At 45.9% G+C, this 17,599-nt stretch carries 13 protein-coding genes and 3 tRNA genes; 8 read left to right on the top strand and 8 right to left on the bottom strand.

The window, feature by feature from the left end; genetic code table 11:
- Window positions 1–228: 228 nt before the first annotated feature.
- On the bottom strand, window positions 229–1,896 hold the full coding sequence (gene ptsP / locus DW015_RS09315; RefSeq protein WP_117905440.1) for a phosphoenolpyruvate--protein phosphotransferase: 1,668 nt from the start codon (window positions 1,894–1,896) through the stop codon (window positions 229–231).
- A gap of 255 nt (window positions 1,897–2,151) precedes the next feature.
- Here ptsP and sigK point away from each other — a divergent pair, with 255 nt between their 5' ends.
- Window positions 2,152–2,841, top strand: a complete 690-nt coding sequence (gene sigK / locus DW015_RS09310) for an RNA polymerase sporulation sigma factor SigK (protein ID WP_041337407.1) — start codon at window positions 2,152–2,154, stop codon at window positions 2,839–2,841.
- Window positions 2,842–3,115: 274 nt separating this feature from the next.
- Complete coding sequence (locus tag DW015_RS09305; RefSeq protein ID WP_117897306.1) at window positions 3,116–3,532, top strand: Hsp20/alpha crystallin family protein; 417 nt, start codon at window positions 3,116–3,118, stop codon at window positions 3,530–3,532.
- A 121-nt stretch (window positions 3,533–3,653) separates the two neighbouring features.
- On the opposite strand, the gene DW015_RS09300 is transcribed toward DW015_RS09305, so the two are convergent.
- Both DW015_RS09300 and DW015_RS09295 read right to left on the bottom strand, forming a co-directional pair.
- Complete coding sequence (locus tag DW015_RS09300; protein ID WP_117905439.1) at window positions 3,654–4,148, bottom strand: VanZ family protein; 495 nt, start codon at window positions 4,146–4,148, stop codon at window positions 3,654–3,656.
- Window positions 4,108–5,460: an HD domain-containing protein gene (locus DW015_RS09295; RefSeq protein ID WP_117905438.1), complete on the bottom strand. Its 1,353-nt coding sequence runs from the start codon at window positions 5,458–5,460 to the stop codon at window positions 4,108–4,110. Before DW015_RS09295 ends, DW015_RS09300 begins: the two co-directional genes overlap by 41 nt.
- On the opposite strand from DW015_RS09295, the gene lnt reads away from it, so the two are divergent.
- Window positions 5,341–6,948, top strand: a complete 1,608-nt coding sequence (gene lnt / locus DW015_RS09290) for an apolipoprotein N-acyltransferase (protein ID WP_117905437.1) — start codon at window positions 5,341–5,343, stop codon at window positions 6,946–6,948. The two genes, DW015_RS09295 and lnt, sit on opposite strands and share 120 nt — an antisense overlap.
- Before the next feature lie 5 nt (window positions 6,949–6,953).
- Here lnt and DW015_RS09285 read toward each other — a convergent pair whose 3' ends face one another.
- The 5 genes from DW015_RS09285 to DW015_RS09265 all read right to left on the bottom strand — a co-directional run bounded on the left by DW015_RS09285 (window position 6,954) and on the right by DW015_RS09265 (window position 12,712).
- Window positions 6,954–9,065, bottom strand: coding sequence for a glycoside hydrolase family 36 protein (locus tag DW015_RS09285; RefSeq protein ID WP_117905436.1), 2,112 nt, complete (start codon window positions 9,063–9,065; stop codon window positions 6,954–6,956).
- 50 nt (window positions 9,066–9,115) lie between these two features.
- Window positions 9,116–10,309 (bottom strand): bifunctional phosphopantothenoylcysteine decarboxylase/phosphopantothenate--cysteine ligase CoaBC, encoded by a 1,194-nt coding sequence (coaBC, locus tag DW015_RS09280; RefSeq protein ID WP_117905435.1) that lies wholly within the window; start codon window positions 10,307–10,309, stop codon window positions 9,116–9,118.
- 266 nt (window positions 10,310–10,575) lie between these two features.
- A complete protein-coding gene (locus tag DW015_RS09275) occupies window positions 10,576–12,336 on the bottom strand; it encodes a D-alanyl-D-alanine carboxypeptidase family protein (RefSeq protein ID WP_117905434.1) in 1,761 nt (586 codons plus the stop codon).
- Window positions 12,337–12,535: 199 nt separating this feature from the next.
- Window positions 12,536–12,611 (bottom strand) — tRNA-Gln (locus tag DW015_RS09270).
- Between the two features lie 25 nt (window positions 12,612–12,636).
- Window positions 12,637–12,712 (bottom strand) — tRNA-Gln (locus tag DW015_RS09265).
- Between the two features lie 228 nt (window positions 12,713–12,940).
- On the opposite strand from DW015_RS09265, the gene mscL reads away from it, so the two are divergent.
- From mscL to DW015_RS09240, 5 genes are all read left to right on the top strand, one after another.
- Window positions 12,941–13,390: a large conductance mechanosensitive channel protein MscL gene (gene mscL, locus DW015_RS09260; protein ID WP_242993259.1), complete on the top strand. Its 450-nt coding sequence runs from the start codon at window positions 12,941–12,943 to the stop codon at window positions 13,388–13,390.
- Between the two features lie 289 nt (window positions 13,391–13,679).
- Window positions 13,680–15,314 carry a class I adenylate-forming enzyme family protein gene (locus DW015_RS09255; protein ID WP_117905433.1) on the top strand — a complete coding sequence of 545 codons (1,635 nt, stop codon included), beginning with the start codon at window positions 13,680–13,682 and terminating at the stop codon, window positions 15,312–15,314.
- Window positions 15,315–15,336: 22 nt separating this feature from the next.
- On the top strand, window positions 15,337–15,930 hold the full coding sequence (locus DW015_RS09250) for a hypothetical protein (protein WP_117905432.1): 594 nt from the start codon (window positions 15,337–15,339) through the stop codon (window positions 15,928–15,930).
- Between the two features lie 86 nt (window positions 15,931–16,016).
- Window positions 16,017–16,108 (top strand) — tRNA-Ser (locus DW015_RS09245).
- A 318-nt stretch (window positions 16,109–16,426) separates the two neighbouring features.
- On the top strand, window positions 16,427–17,593 hold the full coding sequence (locus tag DW015_RS09240) for a serine hydrolase domain-containing protein (protein ID WP_117905431.1): 1,167 nt from the start codon (window positions 16,427–16,429) through the stop codon (window positions 17,591–17,593).
- Window positions 17,594–17,599: the final 6 nt, after the last annotated feature.

The following is a 17,599-nucleotide window of genomic DNA, read 5'->3' as shown; positions in this document are numbered from 1 at the left end:
TAAGTTTATCATAGCCTTTTTCAACTGTCAACCGCTTTAAGAAACGCTTAAGATTTTCATAAGACAACCATACAGACCATAAGATAAAATACGTTCTTTGTTTAAATATCTGTAGTGGCGAACAGTTCGCTCTCCTTATTAGCGTATTTGCAAGCAAAGCAAAAAGGCGGTGGAACACGCATGATAACGTATCCCACCGCCTATATGGAATGAGGAAAATTATCCTTTTTATAAAAACAGCTTCAGGTCATTCTCTGCCTTTTTCGGGTCTTTAAGACTTATGCTCCTTACCACCTTTCTCAGCGGCAGTACCCTTGACGGAACTACCGACAGCATATCAACGTCAAGCTCCAGAAATATCTCTGTGAGAGTTGGGTCGCCTGCTATCTCACCGCAGATGCCCGCTTTTATGCCGTTTGCATGGGCGTTGTCGCACACCATTTTTATCATTCTCAGCAGTGCCCTGTGATTTTTCGGGGACACTCTGTCATAGCATGGGTTTTGCCTGTCAAGACCGAAAGCGAACTGTTCAAGGTCGTTGGTGCCGATGTTGAAAAAGTCCACCTCTTTGGCTATGATATCGCTTGTCATCACCGCCGAAGGGGTCTCTATCATTGCCCCGAGCTTAACATTGTCGGCAAATTTCCTGCCCTCTTTTATAAGCTCTGCCTTGACCTGCACGATAAGCTCTTTCACCCTCAGTATCTCGCTCACGTCTATGACCATAGGCAGAAGTATTGAAAGCTGTCCGTAAACAGACGCTCTGTATAACGCCCTTAGCTGTGTTTTGAATATGCTTTCTCTTTCAAGACAAAACCGTATGCCCCTACAGCCCATAGAGGGATTTCTCTCAGCACTCATGTCTGCACAATCAGGTATTTTGTCTGCACCTATATCATAAGTGCCTATTATGACCTCTTTACCCTCCATTGCCTCCAATGCCTTGCGGTAGATGTAAAACTGAAAATCCTCGTCAGGAAAAGCAGGTCTGTCAAAGCACATAAACTCCGTTCTGAAAAGACCTATCCCGCCTGCGTCGTTTTTTACCGCTGATTCAAGCTCCTCAGAGTTGAGTATATTCGCATATATCTTTATCTCATGTCCATCACGAGTGATGTTCTTTCTTCCTTTGAGCCTTGTGAGAAGTTCTTTTTTCCTGCCCTCAACGGCTTCCTTGTATTCAAGCTGTCTTAGAGTATGCTCATCAGGCTCTATGTAAAGCGTTCCGCTGTAGCCGTCAAGGACGGCTTCCTTGCCCTCGTATTCGTCAGAAAGCTCCGTTCCAACGTTCACAATGGCAGGTATGCCAAGATTTTTCGCAAGTATCGCAGTATGAGAGTTCACAGAACCGGACCTTGTGCAGAAACCCTTTATCTTCGCCTTGTCCATGAGCAGGGTTTCTGAGGGCATAAGGTCACCGGTGCAGATAATGGCATTCTCTCTGAGTATGGGAAGCTTGTCGGCGCAATTTAATATGTGTCTTAAAAGTCTGTTTGAAACGTCCTTGACGTCAGCCGCTCTGCTTTGCATATATTCGCTGTCCATCTGTGCCAGCATTTCCGCAAAGCTTCTTGAAGTGCTTGCGACCGCATAATCGGCATTGAAATGCTCGTCAAGTATCTTTGTGCGAATACTGCTGTCGTATTGCTCGTCGGTGATAAGCATTTGGTGTATCACAAATATTTGAGCGTCGCCTTCCCCAACGCTTAACCTTGCACGGTCATAAAGCTCCCCAAGCTCTACAAGAGCAGCGTTTTTAGCCTTGATATATTTTTTGTATTCAAGTTCAGGGTCGGACACTTTTATCTTGTTGATGATAAATTCGTCACGATGATAAAAGGTCAGCTTTCCTCTTGCAATGCTTCCGAATACCGACCGTCCTTTTATGCTTACCATGAGCGCTCACCCCCAAAAACATACCTATCTGATATAATTATATCACCATTTGATTAACGATAAAAGTAAAATGCCGTCTATTTACAGATTATTAACAATATTCGTGATTTTAGCAAACAAGACAATCAATATTTCAGCAAATTTAACAAATCAGAAACATTTTGCGACCTTATGTGAAAATCAGAATAGTACAATCCCCGAAGCACATATGATTAAAAAGCGTATGAGCGATACTTTATATAAGGAGGGACAAATATGTTTTCAGCATTGTTTGAACTGCTTACGGGGAATTTTCTATTTTTTGCACTGCATTTTGACAGCCGCAGCGTGTTTCCAAAACCGCTTTCAGCGAAGGAGGAGCGTGAGTGTTTTGAGAGAATGGCGCAGGGCGACAAGGCGGCAAAGGATAAGCTTATCGAACACAATCTCCGTCTTGTGGCACACATTATAAAAAAGTATTATTCAAATTCCACAGATCAGGAGGATCTTATCTCTATCGGCACTATCGGTCTGATAAAAGCTGTGTCAACATTTGACCACAAGAAAGGCTGTCGCTTCGCCACCTATGGGAGCAGGTGCGTGGAGAACGAGATACTAATGCACTTCCGCTCACAGAAAAAGTCTGCCAACGATATCCACTTTGACGAGCCTGTTGACTCCGATAAGGACGGCAATCAGCTTTGCCTTATCGACATAATCGCAGACGGAGAGGACGTTGCCGACAAAATAGAGCTTTCCATTCGCAGTGAACAGCTCTACCGCTATATCGAAAGCTCTCTTGATGAGCGTGAAAGACAGATAGTCACTCTGCGCTATGGTCTTTTCGGTCAGCCGCAGCTGCCGCAGCGAGAAGTCGCAAAACGCCTTGGTATCTCACGTTCCTATGTTTCAAGGATAGAAAAGAAAGCCTTGAAGCTTCTTAAAGACCGCTTCGATAAGCAGTGATAGGCGTTGACGCAGTAGGGGCGAACAGCGTTCGCCCGCTGATTATCATATCATGTCATGACGTTGTTTTAGCACTCATAAAACTAATATGCTAGCACTCGCATAATGAGAGTGCTAAAATTCAGCTAATGTTCACAATATCTTCACACAATGAACATATAGCAGGGGTATCATAAAGACAATGAAGAAAGGAAATGATACCAATGGAAGAGCAGAATAAATTATAAAAGCTTACAAGACAATTTAAGATATAACACATCAAGGAGGAATTTATATGTTTGGACTTACACCATTTGAAAGAAAGAGCTACGACCTGTTTAACGCATTCCATGATTTTGAGAATGATTTCTTTGGAGAAAACGCACTCCAGAGCTTCAAGACCGATATCAAGGACGAGGGCGACAAATATGTAATGGAAGCAGAGCTTCCGGGCTTTGATAAGGACGATATCAAGCTTGACATCTCAGGCAATGATCTTGTTCTTACAGCTGAGCATAAGGCAGAGACAGAGGATAAGAAAGACAAGTATATCCGCCGTGAGAGGACATACGGTTCTTACCAGAGAAGCTTTGACCTTACAGGCATTGATACGGGCAATATCTCCGCAGAGTACAAGAATGGTATCCTGACCCTTGACCTGCCAAAGATGCAGGAGGTAAAGCCTGAAACCAAAAGACTTGAGATAAAGTGATTTAAGTAAAGCCAAGGCTTTGAATGAGGCGATACCAATGGGTCACGATATGATTTGCAATAGGTTTTGCTAGAATAAAATATCCGTGAGAGCGAAATGCCCCCACGGATATTTTTTGTTATCACGATTTTTTCCCACGGCTTTTGAGCCATATTTTTCGTATTAGTATGGCAAGTAAAATTCCTGCTGCTGCACCGCTTGTGTCGATAAGAACATCACGCACCTGCCCTGCACGCCCCGGCACGAAAAGCTGATGTATCTCATCGCTTGAAGCGTAGATGCAAGAAAAAACTGCCGCAAAAAGCCCTCTGTATACAAGCTTTTTCACCTTTGAAAGATTGATAAACGCCAGTATTCCAAGCAAGGCGTATTCGCTGAAATGCGCAAGCTTTCTTATGATGAACGTGGCGGTGACCTTGTATTCCGCCTGCGCTGTAGCGTCAAGGCTGTCATATACAGGGTTGACAAATTCTATCACTGCGTTAAACACCGCATTTGACTGCTTGTTGGACTCGTCAGCATTGTTTGCCGAGAACATGAATATCACCACGCACCACAGCATAAGTGCCAACCCTTTAAGTATTATCTTTATCTTGCCTTTTGAAGTTGCTTTCAATGTAGCCTTTCAGCTCCTCTTTTTTGTTTTCCACCTTTTCGTCTATAACACCATTCAATGCAAGCTCAAGTCCAATGCCGATGTCCTTGCCCTTGAAACCCATTTGTATAAGATCCTTGCCGTTTATGTCAAGGTCGCAAATGTGGATACACTCGTTGTCCTCTTTTATCTCCATTGCAAGCTCTGCGATATGGTCAAGTTCTGCAAGCTTTTCCTGCCGTTTGTAGTCAGACTGGGCATATGTGTCAGCCCTGCGCACCTCCAGATAATCCATAACAAAGTCAAAGTCATGCTGAGCCATAAATCTCCGAACCGACTTTTTCGTGGCAGGTATCCTGTTGTCATGCTCCCATATAAGCTCATAAATATATTTCGCCGAAGCGTTGTCTATCCTGAGCCTTTTTAATATCTTCTCCGCCATGTAAGCACCCTCGAACTGGTGCTTTTTAAAGTGGGAAATGCCGTTCTCGTCAACAGTGTGCATTCTCGGCTTGCCAATGTCGTGAAGAAGCATAGTAAGCCTCATCTGCCACTGTGGTCTGACGTTCTCAACGCTCAAACAAATGTGACCGTAAACATCAAGAAAATGGTGGGGATTGTTCTGCTTGAAATCAAAGCTTTCCCGAAGTTCAGGTATGAACACCGCTATGACCTCACGATAGTCAAGCAATATCTTCCTTGCACCCTTTCCACAGAGAAGCTTTTTAAGCTCCGCCGTAATGCGTTCGGCAGAAATGCTTTTTAAAAGCCCACGTTGTTCAAGTATAGCCTTTGAGGTCTTTTCCTCGATATCAAATCCAAGACATGAGGAAAATCTCAGCCCTCTTAATATCCTCAAAGCGTCCTCGTCAAAACGCTTTTCAGGCTCGCCAACGCATTTTATAATGCCTTTTTCAAGGTCGCCTTGTCCACCGTAAAGGTCAATAAGCCCCTCTTTTGGTGAGTATGCCATAGCGTTCACCGTAAAGTCACGACGTTTTAAGTCCTCCTCCAGCGAGCTTTGAAATGTCACATGAGCAGGCTTTCTGTGACCGATATATTCTCCGTCACTGCGATAACAGGTTATCTCCACCGGCTCGCCCTCTATCAAAACAGTGAGCGTGCCATGCTTCAGCCCAGTTTCAATAGTGCGGAAATCTGCGAAAACTTCAAGCATTTTGTCAGGGGTGCAGTTTGTGCAGACATCATAATCATGGGGCGTTTTTCCAAGCAAACTATCTCTTACACAGCCACCGACTATATAGCCCTCATAGCCGCACTCGTTCAGCCTGTCAAGAGCCGTTCTGACAAACTGCGGAATAAAGATCTCCAATTTACTGCCTCCCTTTATAGTTTTGTGAATTATGTGCGACTTTCGGGTCATAATATTTACATGAATATCTCGAAAATAATTGACCCCAAAATCTCACGGAGAGCGTTCCTCGCCCTCACGGGTATAGTGAGCGCACTTATGCAATCAATCTTGAATTTGCCGTGGCTTGCGTTTTTTATCTTTGCGCCAATGGTGCATTGCCTGTCAGTCTGCCATGAAAAAAGGGCTTTCAGGCTTGATTTCCTGTGCTTTTTTGCACCGTATTATCTTTTTCAGCTCACTTTTATGCTCACCATATGGAAAATATGCCCTCTGCCGCCCTTTGCCGCTATACCTCTTGCCGCTTTAGCGTGGTTAGGTCTGACCTTGTGGGAGTGTATCCTTATGTATCTTCCACTGAGCCTTTTCCTGCCCCTGCGACCGCATCTCAAACACCGTTTGTCTGAGATAGTTTTGCTCTGCCTGCTTTTGACAGCAGGGGAGTGGCTTCAAGAGAAAGTTCCGATTTTGGCGTTTCCGTGGTCTGCGGCATGGCTCACTGTAACAAGCTCGCCGCTGCTTTTGCAATCCGCCACGCTCATAAGCTGCCGCCTTACAAGCTTTATAATTTTCCTGCTCAACGGTCTGCATGGGGAGATATATACCGGCAAAAAGCGTTTTGCCTACACCGCCTTTGCACTGCTTTTGCAGGGGGCAAATTTAAGCTACGGACTGTATTCCATAAAACTGGACAAAAAGCTTGATAACATCTACCCTCAGATAGACGTTATCTGCGCACAGGATAGTCTGGAGGGCAGGGAAAAATCACACCGTAAAGCCCTTGACTCAGCACGCTCCTATCTTTCTATAATGGAAAGCTGTTGGCGGTGGGGTACTGACCTTGTTCTGCTTCCTGAAACTGCCGTGTCGAAAGACTATGACGAACAGCTAAAAGAATTTTCCCTTATATCAGACTTTGCCGCCACCCATGGATGTACCCTTGTGACAGGCTCGTTCTATCTTGAAAACGGCAAGGATTACAACGCCCTTTTCGCCTATGATAAAAACGGCATTGCGTCGTCGCCCTACCTGAAACAAGTGCTTGTGCCTTTCGGTGAAAAGACACCTTTTGCAGGCATTTTCCACCTTGACACTATGAGCGAATGTGCAGACGAAAGACACACCAAGCCCCTCGCCTCAGACGGCATGACCATAGGCTCTGTTATCTGTATAGAGTCCATTTTCCCAAGCCTTGTGAGCCGACAGAAAGAGCAGGACGCACAGATAATTTGCGTTTCCACCAACGATTCATGGTTTGGCAAAAGCTCCGCCCGTGAACAGCATTACCGCCACTGCATAATGCGAGCCGTTGAGAACAGAAGATATGTCCTCCGTGCAGGAAACTGCGGAATATCAGCGATAATATCTCCCACAGGCGAGCAACTGTCCGTAAAATCGGACAAGGCAAAAGGTGCGGTGTGGGGAAAAGTTACCCTTATTGGCAGGTAACTTTTTTACCACTCTATCTCAAAAAGTCTGGCCATATAAGGTCTGTCAAACTTAACGGAAACATTGCCTGTCGCCTTTGAAAACTCCACAGGGGTTTCGCTGAAATCAGGATAAATGCACTTCACTCTTGCGTCAACACCCTTGAGGAAGTCGATAGGCAAAACGCAGGTGTCGCTCTTGCCCTCTCTCCTCCATACGGCAAGATAAGCCTTGCTGCCGTTTCTCAGACCGAGAGATACCCAGTCGTCCGAAAATTTGGACAGTCCCAAGCTCCAGAACGGCACTGCTTCCTTTATGTCCGCCCTTATCTTCTTGTAAACGCTGATAGCTTCCTTAACAAGCGCCTTGCGCTCAGGGTCGATGTTGCCAAGATGACCGCTCTGGTGGATACGCAGAAGCATTGCGTTAATCATGTTGAAAACAACTTCTTCTCTGTCACCTGTTGTGATAGGATAAGCCCAGATAGCCGATTGCTCAGGGCAAAGGGCAGTAGGGGAGTTCGCCGCAATGGTGCAGTATTTTTTGTAATCGTCCTGATCTGATGTGGACTGAATGGAGTATCTTGAAAGCATCGCATAGTCCATTCTGAGCCCACCGCTGGAGCAGTTCTCTATAATAAGGTCAGGGTGACGAGCAAAAACACCGTCAAGCCATTCAAGGTAAGCCTTTTCATGACCCCACAGACCCTCGCCAACGCTGTCGCAGTTCTGCTCAGTGCCTATACCAGGCTCTATGTTGTAATCCATTTTTATGTAGCCAATGCCGTATTCCGAAACGAGCCTGTCTATTACCTCGTCAGCGTGGGGACGGACTTTCGGGTTTCTGAAATCAAGCTGATAACGGCTTCTGTCATAGACTCTCTTTCCGTGACGTGTGAAGAACCAACTGTCATCGCAAACACTGTCCACAAGCGGACACTTTATTCCCATGACCTCTATTTCAAGCCAAAGCCCAGGTATCATGCCCTTTTTGCGTATATAGTCGGCAACTTCCTTTACGCCGTTAGGAAAACGCTTTCTGCTCTCTTTCCATTCGCCGACCTCGTCCCACCAAAAGCCGTCAGCATACCAGCCTGCGTCAATGCAGAAATATTCACAGCCTGCCTCTGCCGCAGCGTCCACAAGGGGAAACTCCTTTTCAGCCGTTGGGTCGCCCCACAGACAGTTCATGTAGTCGTTGAATATTACCGCAAGCCTCTGATTGTCCTTGTTGCGGCGGCGTATTTTTCTGCGGTATTTCGTCAGCTCGCCCATAGCCTTATCAAAGCTTCCTGTCACCGAGCCTACTGCACATTTCACGCTTTCTATGCTCTCGTTAGGTGCAAGGTTTTTATACCAGTGTGACTCTATCTCCGACGGACCAGAAAGCTGTAAATAGAAGTGTCCTCCCACGTCCGAAAGCTCCCAGTGCCAAGAGCCGTTTTGCTCTATCTGCCAAAACAGCACCGAGCCTGCTTCTGTGTTTTCAAGCACACCCATTGGTATGTATTCCTTTGCCGACCAGTTTCCGACGTTTGTGCAGGCAAATACCTTTGATGAACGCTGTTCCGTAGGCTTAGCAGATGAAGCAAGCCCCACCTGTTCAAGAGTGTAGTCCTGCCACTGCAATTCACGCTGCCATGAGTTGTGGCATACCCATATCTTCATCTTGTCTTCAGGCTTTTTAATCCCCTCTTTTTCTACGCCCGTCAGCGCAAAGGAGGACATATATTCAATGGTCTGTACCTCGCTGCCCTTGTTTGTAAGGGTAGTCCAACAGCGTACAACAGACGTGCCGGTGTAAAACTGATAGTGGGACACAGCTTCAAGACCTGTGACCTCATCAAAGGTCACAAGCTCAAGCTTTCTGCCGTAATCATTGTTCACATCACGGAAGTCCTTGAACTTCATTCTCCAGCCAGGTGCGGTCACGATATATTTGTTTCCGTGACGCTCGTCAGGGCGGTCAATACCGCTCGCCTGTATCTCTACAGGTCTGAAAGTTTTCAGCCCCATGTATGAAGCTGTCTTGGCTTCATCAAAAGGCAGAGCAGAGAAGTGCAAAAGCTTCGCCTCGTTCTCGTCTGTTATCTCAAATACTATATTAATGCCGTTTTCATATATCTCAATACGTTTCATATTGGGTATTTCCCTTCGTGATCTATTTATCTGTACATATTATCGTACACTTATATCATTGCCGAAAGCTCGTCAAGTATCCTGTGAGCGGCTTGCTCTTTGGTCATAATAGGCAGCTCCACAGCACCGCCCTCAGTGATAAGGGTGATAACATTAGTGTCCGTCTTGAAGCCTGCGCCAGCGGTCTTTAGTGAGTTTGCGCATATCATATCGCAGTTTTTGTTGGTGAGCTTTTTCTCAGAGTTCTTGATAACGTCCTGCGTTTCCATGGAAAAACCGCATATGACCTGACCGTCACGTTTGTGCTGACCAAGATAGCCGAGGATATCCTGCGTGCGTTTTAGCTCTATCTTCATGTCATCGTCAGACTTCTTTATCTTGTTGTCAGCCACCGCAACAGGGGTGTAATCAGCCACAGCCGCCGCCTTTACGATAATATCCTGCTCAGGAGCAAGCTTTGTGACAGCTTCAAACATATCCGCCGCAGACTTTACGTTCACAACGTCCACGAACATAGGCGGCAAAACCTCCATATGACCTGCCACCAACGTTACCTTTGCACCTCTTTGCATAGCCGCTTTAGCCACCGCACAGCCCATTTTTCCGCTTGAATGATTTGTGATGTATCTCACAGGGTCGATAGCTTCCATGGTCGCACCGGCAGTAACAAGCACCTTTTTGCCTGCAAGGTCCTTTTCAAAAGCAAGCTCCCGAAGAATGTATTCAAAAAGCACCTCAGGCTCAGGCATTCTGCCGTCGCCGTCATCACCGTTTGCAAGCATACCTCTGTCAGGAGCGATCATCTCGTAGCCGAAACGCTCAAGCTTCCGGATATTGTCCTGAACGATAGGATTGTGATACATATTGTGGTTCATGGCAGGGGATATCATTTTCTTGCAAGGGCAAGCCATGACAGTGGTGGTGAGCATATCGTCAGCAATGCCGTATGCTATCTTGCCGATAACGTTAGCGGAAGCAGGAGCGACCATAACAAGGTCAGCCTGCTTTGCAAGAGCAACGTGTTCAACACTGTATTGAAAATTTCTGTCAAAAGTATCTATAAGGCACTTGTTGCCTGTGAGGGATTCAAAAGTGATAGGGTTTATAAATTGAGTGGCGTTCTGTGTCATGAGTACCTGAACATTGCAGCCTTGCTTTTTAAGCAGTCTTGCTAAAGTTGGGATCTTGTAAGCCGCAATGCTGCCGCTGACGCCGAGAACGACCGTCTTACCTGAAAGAAGCATAGAGATGACCTCCTTAGTGGAATATATAAGGCAACACCGCACAAAGCCCGCCTGACGGCTTTGCACGCCATCTGCCTGCGGAATTTTTATGCGATCTGAAAAAAATCTGACTACGCATCTGACGCACAATCTTTGTGCGGTATTGCCTTAAATATAGTATAACACAGATCATGGTGAAATGCAAGATTTCAAGTGATAAGTGAGCATGGAGAATAACAAAAGACCGCTGCCCACAGATGCCTGTGAACAGCGGTCTGAACCATATGTCAATCCTTGTATTGCGAAGTTATCCCGAAGTATTCTTCAAGAGAAAGTCCGCTGTTGGTTATGTTTTGTGCTAAAGGCGTGCCTACATATCTTATATGCCAAGACTCATACTGATAACCGGTGTAAGCCTCTTTGCCCTTTGGATAACGAATTATAAAACCATATTTCGCACAGTTGTTGGCAAGCCACTTGGCTTCTCTTGTACCGTTAAATGAGTCGCTGGCGTTGTTTACGTCTATTGCCATGCCCGTCTGATGGTCGCTGTAGCCGGGTCTTGCGGAGTAGGTGTCTGCCGCAGCCTTGCCGTCACGGTTGCAGTACATATTATAAAGATACCTCTGATCGTAATAAGAGCGGTAGCCTGAGCATACCCACAGGCTTATGCCGTCTTTATATGCAGCGGTCTGCATCTTTTTGAATGCCGCTGATGTTTCTTTGGTCAGACCCTTTGGGTCGTAGCTTGCAGGGAGAGAATATGTTTTGTTCGCCAAAAGAACTCCGTCAACATAGCTCATGCCGTTTATGACCTCGACAGTGTGGTTTGGTGTCTTAACGGTTATCTCCTCGGAATATGCACCATAGTGATTTGAACCTTTATCGTCCGTCTTGCAGGCTCTTACCTTGAATCTGTATGTAGTCTTTGGGTAAAGTCCGTTTATTGCGCAGGAATTTACCGTAGATGAAGCTATGTTCTTCCACTTGCCGTTTGTGTAAATAAACACCTTGTAGCTTGTACAGCCTACAGACTTCCAGTTAAGGTCAAGGGTAGAAGCGGTGATGTCAGAAGCTTTTACTCCTGTTACCTGTCTTGGATTTGTGGCGGAATTGTAATTTTCGCAATAGTCGCTGTATATCTTAACTCCGTCTACTATCTTATATGCTCTTACCTTGAAATTCTCCCTTGTTGCCGCAGGCAGACCTGTAACAAGGTAGGTCGTGCCTTTCACGTCAGCTATCTCAGGATATTTACCCTTTGAACGCATTCCTACAGAATAGCCGTCCGCACCGCTCACAGCGTTCCAGCTAAGCTTTATAGAGCTTGTGCTAGGAGTCCTAGAGGTCAAACCTGTGACCTTGTCCACCTTGACAGCCTGAGCCGTTATCTCCTGCGAATATTTGCCGTAGTGATTTGCACCCTTATCGTCACGCTTGCAGGCTCTTACTTTAAATGTATAGCTTCCTGCGTCAAGTCCTATGACAGTGTAGCTGTTTGTATTCGTCTGCGCTATCTGCTTCCACTTGCCGTTTTTCAGCATAAAGACACGATAGTTTGAACAGCCCACTTTTTTCCATGAAAGGCTAACAGAAGCATTGCCCGTCTGAGCTTTAAGACCGCTTATAGGGCGTGGGTTTGTTGCGGAATTGTAGTTCACTGAATAGTCGCCGTAGACCTTTTGACCGTTCACTATCTTATAGGCTCTTACCTTGAAGTTCTCCCTTGTTGCCGCAGGCAGACCTGTAACAAGATATGTAGTGTCCGTAACGTCTGCTATCTCAGGATACTGACCCTTTGAACGCATTCCAACAGAATAGCCGTCCGCACCATTCACGGCGTTCCAGCTAAGTCTTATGGAGCTTATATCAGGCGTTTTAGATGTCAGCCCTGTGACCTGAGGCAGACTTGTCTGCTCCGCAGCTTCAGCCGCCTGCACAGGCATACTCACACTTAGCACGCTGTCAGGCACAGCACCTGCCGCACATATCATCATAGCGGCGCAAGCCACTGCCGCTGCATTTTTTCTGTTTATTATCTTTTTCATTTTTCAGACCTCCTTTGATGAAATCCTTTTGCACTTTAAGTATAACACGTTTTTACCGGTTTGTAAACACGCAATCCCGAATTATTTTTGTTCACATTTTGTTTTTTATGTTTACTTATACTCAATTGCAAGACCTCTCTTTTGGTTGCTGAAAGAATGTATAAAAAACAAAGGCCGCAGAAAAATCTACGGCCTTTTGTGGCTGGGGTGGAAGGATTCGAACCTTCGGAATGACGGAGTCAGAGTCCGTTGCCTTACCACTTGGCGACACCCCAATGTTTGTTCGATTTAGCTTGTTTTTGGTTGGGATAGATGGATTCGAACCATCGGAATGACGGAGTCAAAGTCCGCTGCCTTACCTCTTGGCTATATCCCATCGTCATGTCCCTCACTCAAACAGCTTAATCATTATAGCACACCATTTCGGGAAATGCAATACCTTTTCATGTTTGTTTACAAAGCATTTACAGTACATTAACATATATGGGCAAAACGACGTAAAACCGTACGGCTTTGTAGAAAAACTATTGAAAATGGTCAAAATATGTGATAAAATGACCATAAGAGCGTGGCTCGGAACAAAAAACGAAAGGTCGTAACCGTTATGGAAGAGAAGAAAAAAGGTTTTATCAAGAAGTTTGTAAATGAGTTCAAGGCGTTTGCTCTCAAAGGAAACGTCATGGACTTGGCAGTGGGCGTTATCATAGGCGCTGCGTTTCAGAATATCGTGACGTCATTTACTGAGAATTTTATCAACCCGATAATAGGCTGTATAGGCGGTGCTGACGTAGAGGGCAAGATACATTTACTAGGAAGTCAGTACATAAACTACGGCGCATTTCTGACGGCAGTCATCAACTTCATAATCATGGCGTTCGTTATTTTTGTAATAATGAAGGTCATAAACAAGCTTGCGTCACTTGGCAAGCATGAAGAGCCTGAAAAGCCTGCAGAGCCACCGGTGGACATAGTGCTTCTTACAGAGATCAGGGATCTTCTCAAGGCACAGCAGGCGGCTGAGGCGAGCAAAGAGGAAGAAAAGGCAGAAGAATAAGATCTGAAACGGTACACTTTTTAAGTTAAGGGACAGCTCCCATGTGGGGCTGTCTTTTTTGTTGGTTATCTTTTTTGACGGTATTCGCTCAAATTCAGGTAGGGGCAAACACTTTTCTTCTGTAAAAACTCCACAATTATTTATCTTTCACTTTGTCACTTATTCTGTTTCAAATCTCTTTACTTTTTTGTCATCATATGATAAAATAATAACATATATGTTTGTGAATACTTTTAAGCTTTTAAGTTTTCTAGCTTTCAAGCTTTTAATTATGAAAGGAAGTTTTTGTATGCCTATAACCGAGATACTGGAGCGTAACGCAAGAGAGTTCGGAAACGATGTTGCTCTGGTAGAGGTCAATCCTGAGATCAGAGAAACCAGACGTGTGACTTGGAAGGAATATGAGCTTATCGAGCCTAACCCGGTCTGTCATTATCGCCGTGAGATAACCTGGAGCGTTTTCAACGAAAAGGCTAACCGCTTTGCCAATCTGCTTTTGTCCCGTGGGGTAAAAAAGGGTGACAAGGTGGGTATCCTGCTTATGAACTGTCTTGAATGGCTGCCTATTTATTTTGGTATCCTCAAGACGGGTGCGCTTGCAGTGCCGCTGAATTTCAGATACACTCCTGAAGAGATAAAATACTGTCTTGACCTTGCCGAGGTGGATATTCTTGTATTTGGCCCTGAGTTTATCGGCAGAGTTGAGGAGATAGCTGATGAGATAAGCAAGAACAGACTTCTTTTCTATGTTGGCGAGAACTGTCCGTCATTTGCGGAGCATTATGACAGACTCACTGCAAATTGTGCAAGCACTACTCCGTACATAGAGCTTACTGATGAGGACGATGCGGCAATTTACTTCTCGTCAGGCACAACCGGCTTCCCGAAGGCTATCCTGCACAATCACGAGAGCCTTATGCACGCCGCAAGAGTTGAACAGAATCATCACGGTCAGACAAAGGATGATGTATTCCTTTGTATCCCTCCGCTTTATCACACAGGTGCGAAGATGCACTGGTTCGGAAGCCTTATCTCAGGGGGCAAGGCGGTGCTTCTCAAGGGCGTGAAGCCTGAATTTATACTTGATACTGTATCGAGGGAAAAGTGTACTATAGTATGGCTTCTTGTGCCATGGGCGCAGGATATCCTTGACGCTATTGACAGCGGTGAGGTGACACTTTCAAAGTATGAGCTTTCGCAGTGGAGGCTTATGCACATAGGCGCACAGCCTGTTCCGCCGTCACTTATTGCACGCTGGAAAAAGGTTTTCCCTAACCACAAATATGACACTAACTATGGTCTTAGCGAATCTATAGGCCCGGGCTGTGTACACCTTGGGGTTGATAACATTGACAAGGTAGGCGCAATAGGCAAGGCAGGCTTTGGCTGGAAGGTCAAGATAGTTGATGATAAGGGCAACACTGTAAAGCGTGGCGAAGTGGGCGAGCTTTGCGTAAAAGGTCCCGGCGTTATGACCTGCTACTACAGAGATCCAAAGGCGACGGCTGAAACTCTCAAGGACGGCTGGCTTTTCACGGGCGACATGGCTCAGGAGGACGAGGACGGATTTATTTACCTTGTTGACCGCAAAAAGGACGTTATTATAAGTGGTGGAGAAAATCTTTACCCTGTACAGATAGAAGACTTTTTGAGAAGTCACGACGCTATCAGGGACGTGGCAGTAATTGGTCTGCCTGACCAGCGTTTGGGCGAGATAGCGGCGGCAATAATCGAACTAAAGCCAGACCACCCATGCACAGAGGAAGAGATAATGGCGTTCTGCCAGAAGCTTCCGAGATACAAGCGTCCGCACAAGATAATCTTTGCAGACATACCGAGAAACCCGACGGGCAAGATAGAGAAGCCGAAGCTCAGGAAGATATACTGCGGAGAGAGCCTTGTGGCAAAGCAGAATCACGGATAAAAAGTAAAGAGGGGTAACGAAAATGGGACGAGAAGCAGTATTTGCCAACATACGAAAAAGAATGATAGCAATGATAGTTGGCGGTGTGATACTCACGCTAATGGGTGGATTTATCTCATTTGCGGCGGTAGTAGCCGGTGAATACAGCGTATTGATACTTGGACTTTTTGCGCTTACGCCTGGTGTTATTTTTCTTATATTTGGTACGTCACGGAGGACGCACCCTGAAAAGAGCGGCATATTCAAAGCCAATCCCGATCTTTTACAGCAGGCTGACGAGCTTTACGCCAACATACAATATCAGGACGATCATATTATCGTATCCGACAGAGTGCTTGCCAACAAGAAAGCGCCATTTCAGATGTGCTGGCGAGAGGAAGCCTACGGCATTTACCAGCACACAGCGAGTATGAATTTCATCAGCTACACCAACGAGATAATCGTCTGCACGAAACACAAGAAGAATGTACTGAGTTTTAACGTATACGCCAAGGGCAAGGACACCGCCATGGGGCTTATGCAATTGATCTCCCAATGTTGTCCCAACGCAATGGTAGGCTACACTCCTGAAACGCTTGCATATGTTAAGGAGATGCAGAGGCGTGCTCAGCAATAGATAACGGACAAGCTCTTTGTGCTTAAATTTGCACAAAGGGCTTGACTTTTTTTGTGATTACTTGTATAATAGTATAGTTGACACAAGGAGATGTACCCAAGTGGCTGAAGGGTCCGCACTCGAAATGCGGTAGTACGGCAAAACCGTAGCGAGAGTTCAAATCTCTCCATCTCCGCCAGCAGGGGCGTGCCCCTGCACCCGATCCGCTATCATTTATGGTAGCGGATTTTTTTGCTCCCGCCCATAGGTATGATACGCTGGGAGGGTTTGATGCTCGCCGTGACGGGCATTGTCCGTCATGGCTTTTTTGTTATCAAACTTCAGTCCCGCTCAATAAGTTTGTTTGTAAACTTTACAATGTAGGGGGCGTGCCCCTGCACCTGATTCCGCCTTACTGTGGTAGGGCGGATTTTTTTGTTGCCACACAAAATCTTGCATTTCCACCCGAACTGTGTTATAATCCTATATATCAAACATCATAACACGGAGGCCTATCATGTACGAAAATTTTAAATATCTCGACGCTGCTGCACAAAAAGAGATAACCAACGGTGTTTTCTCAGGCTCAGTTCTCAGCGTTATCCATAAAGGCGAAACTGTCTATCTCAAAAGCTTTGGTCTTGCTGACAAGGAGAAAAATATCCCTATGAAAACTGACAGCATTTTCAGACTTTTTTCTATGTCAAAGCCTGTCACAGCCGCTGCCGCAATGATACTTATCGAGCGTGGTCTGCTCGACACTCGTCACCTGCTCAAGTGGTTTATTCCTGAGTTTTCCGACCCTGTGGTTCTTGATGAGAACGGTGAGCGTCCTGCTAACAGAGATATAACCATAGGCGACCTGCTCACCATGACTTCCGGTATCCCTTATCCTGACGGCACTCCCGCAGGTCAGAAAATGGGTGCGCTTTGGGGCGAGCAGTCTGAAAAATATCTCAAGGGCGAAAAGCTTCTGGATACCGTAAGCTTTGCCAAAGAAATGGGCAAGCGTCCTCTTATGTTCACCCCTGGAGAAAAGTGGATGTACGGTGCATCTGCTGACATCATGGGTGCTGTTATCGAAGTGGTTTCTGGCATGAAGTTCGGAGATTTTCTTAGAAAAGAGATCTTTGAACCCCTCGGTATGAACGATACAGGCTTCTATATCCCAGCGGAAAAGTACAGCCGACTTGCCCAGTGTTATGAATACAAAAATGGCGGAAACGAGCCGTTCACTCACTTCCACCTTTGTCTTACTGATTACACTGTACCTCCTGCCTTTGAGTCGGGCGGAGCAGGTCTTGTTTCCACTGTAGAGGACTATGCAAAGTTTGCCAAAATGCTTATGAACAAGGGCGAGCTTGACGGCGTGAGGATACTTGGCAGAAACACGGTCGATTTCATGACAAGAAACGGTCTTACACCTGGACAGCTCAAGACCCTTAACTGGGACAGCACAAAGGGTCACGGCTACGGTAACTTCATGCGTATCCTTGACGACCCTTCCGCCGCAGGACTTATCCAGTCAGAAGGCTCTTTCGGCTGGGACGGCTGGATGGGTTGCTATTTCAGCCTTGACCCAAAAGAACAGCTCTGCATACTATATTTTATCCAGCAGACAGGCGCAGGCACCACCGATTCTGCAAGGCGTTTGCAGAACATCGCATGGGGTGCAGTAAAATAAGCAGGG

Origin of the sequence: Ruminococcus sp. AF37-20 (genome assembly GCF_003460465.1) — a bacterium.
Classification (GTDB): Bacteria; Bacillota; Clostridia; order Oscillospirales; family Ruminococcaceae; genus Hominimerdicola; species Hominimerdicola aceti.
Note: the sequence above shows the minus strand (reverse complement) of the source record. Positions and strands in the feature narration are given on the sequence as shown.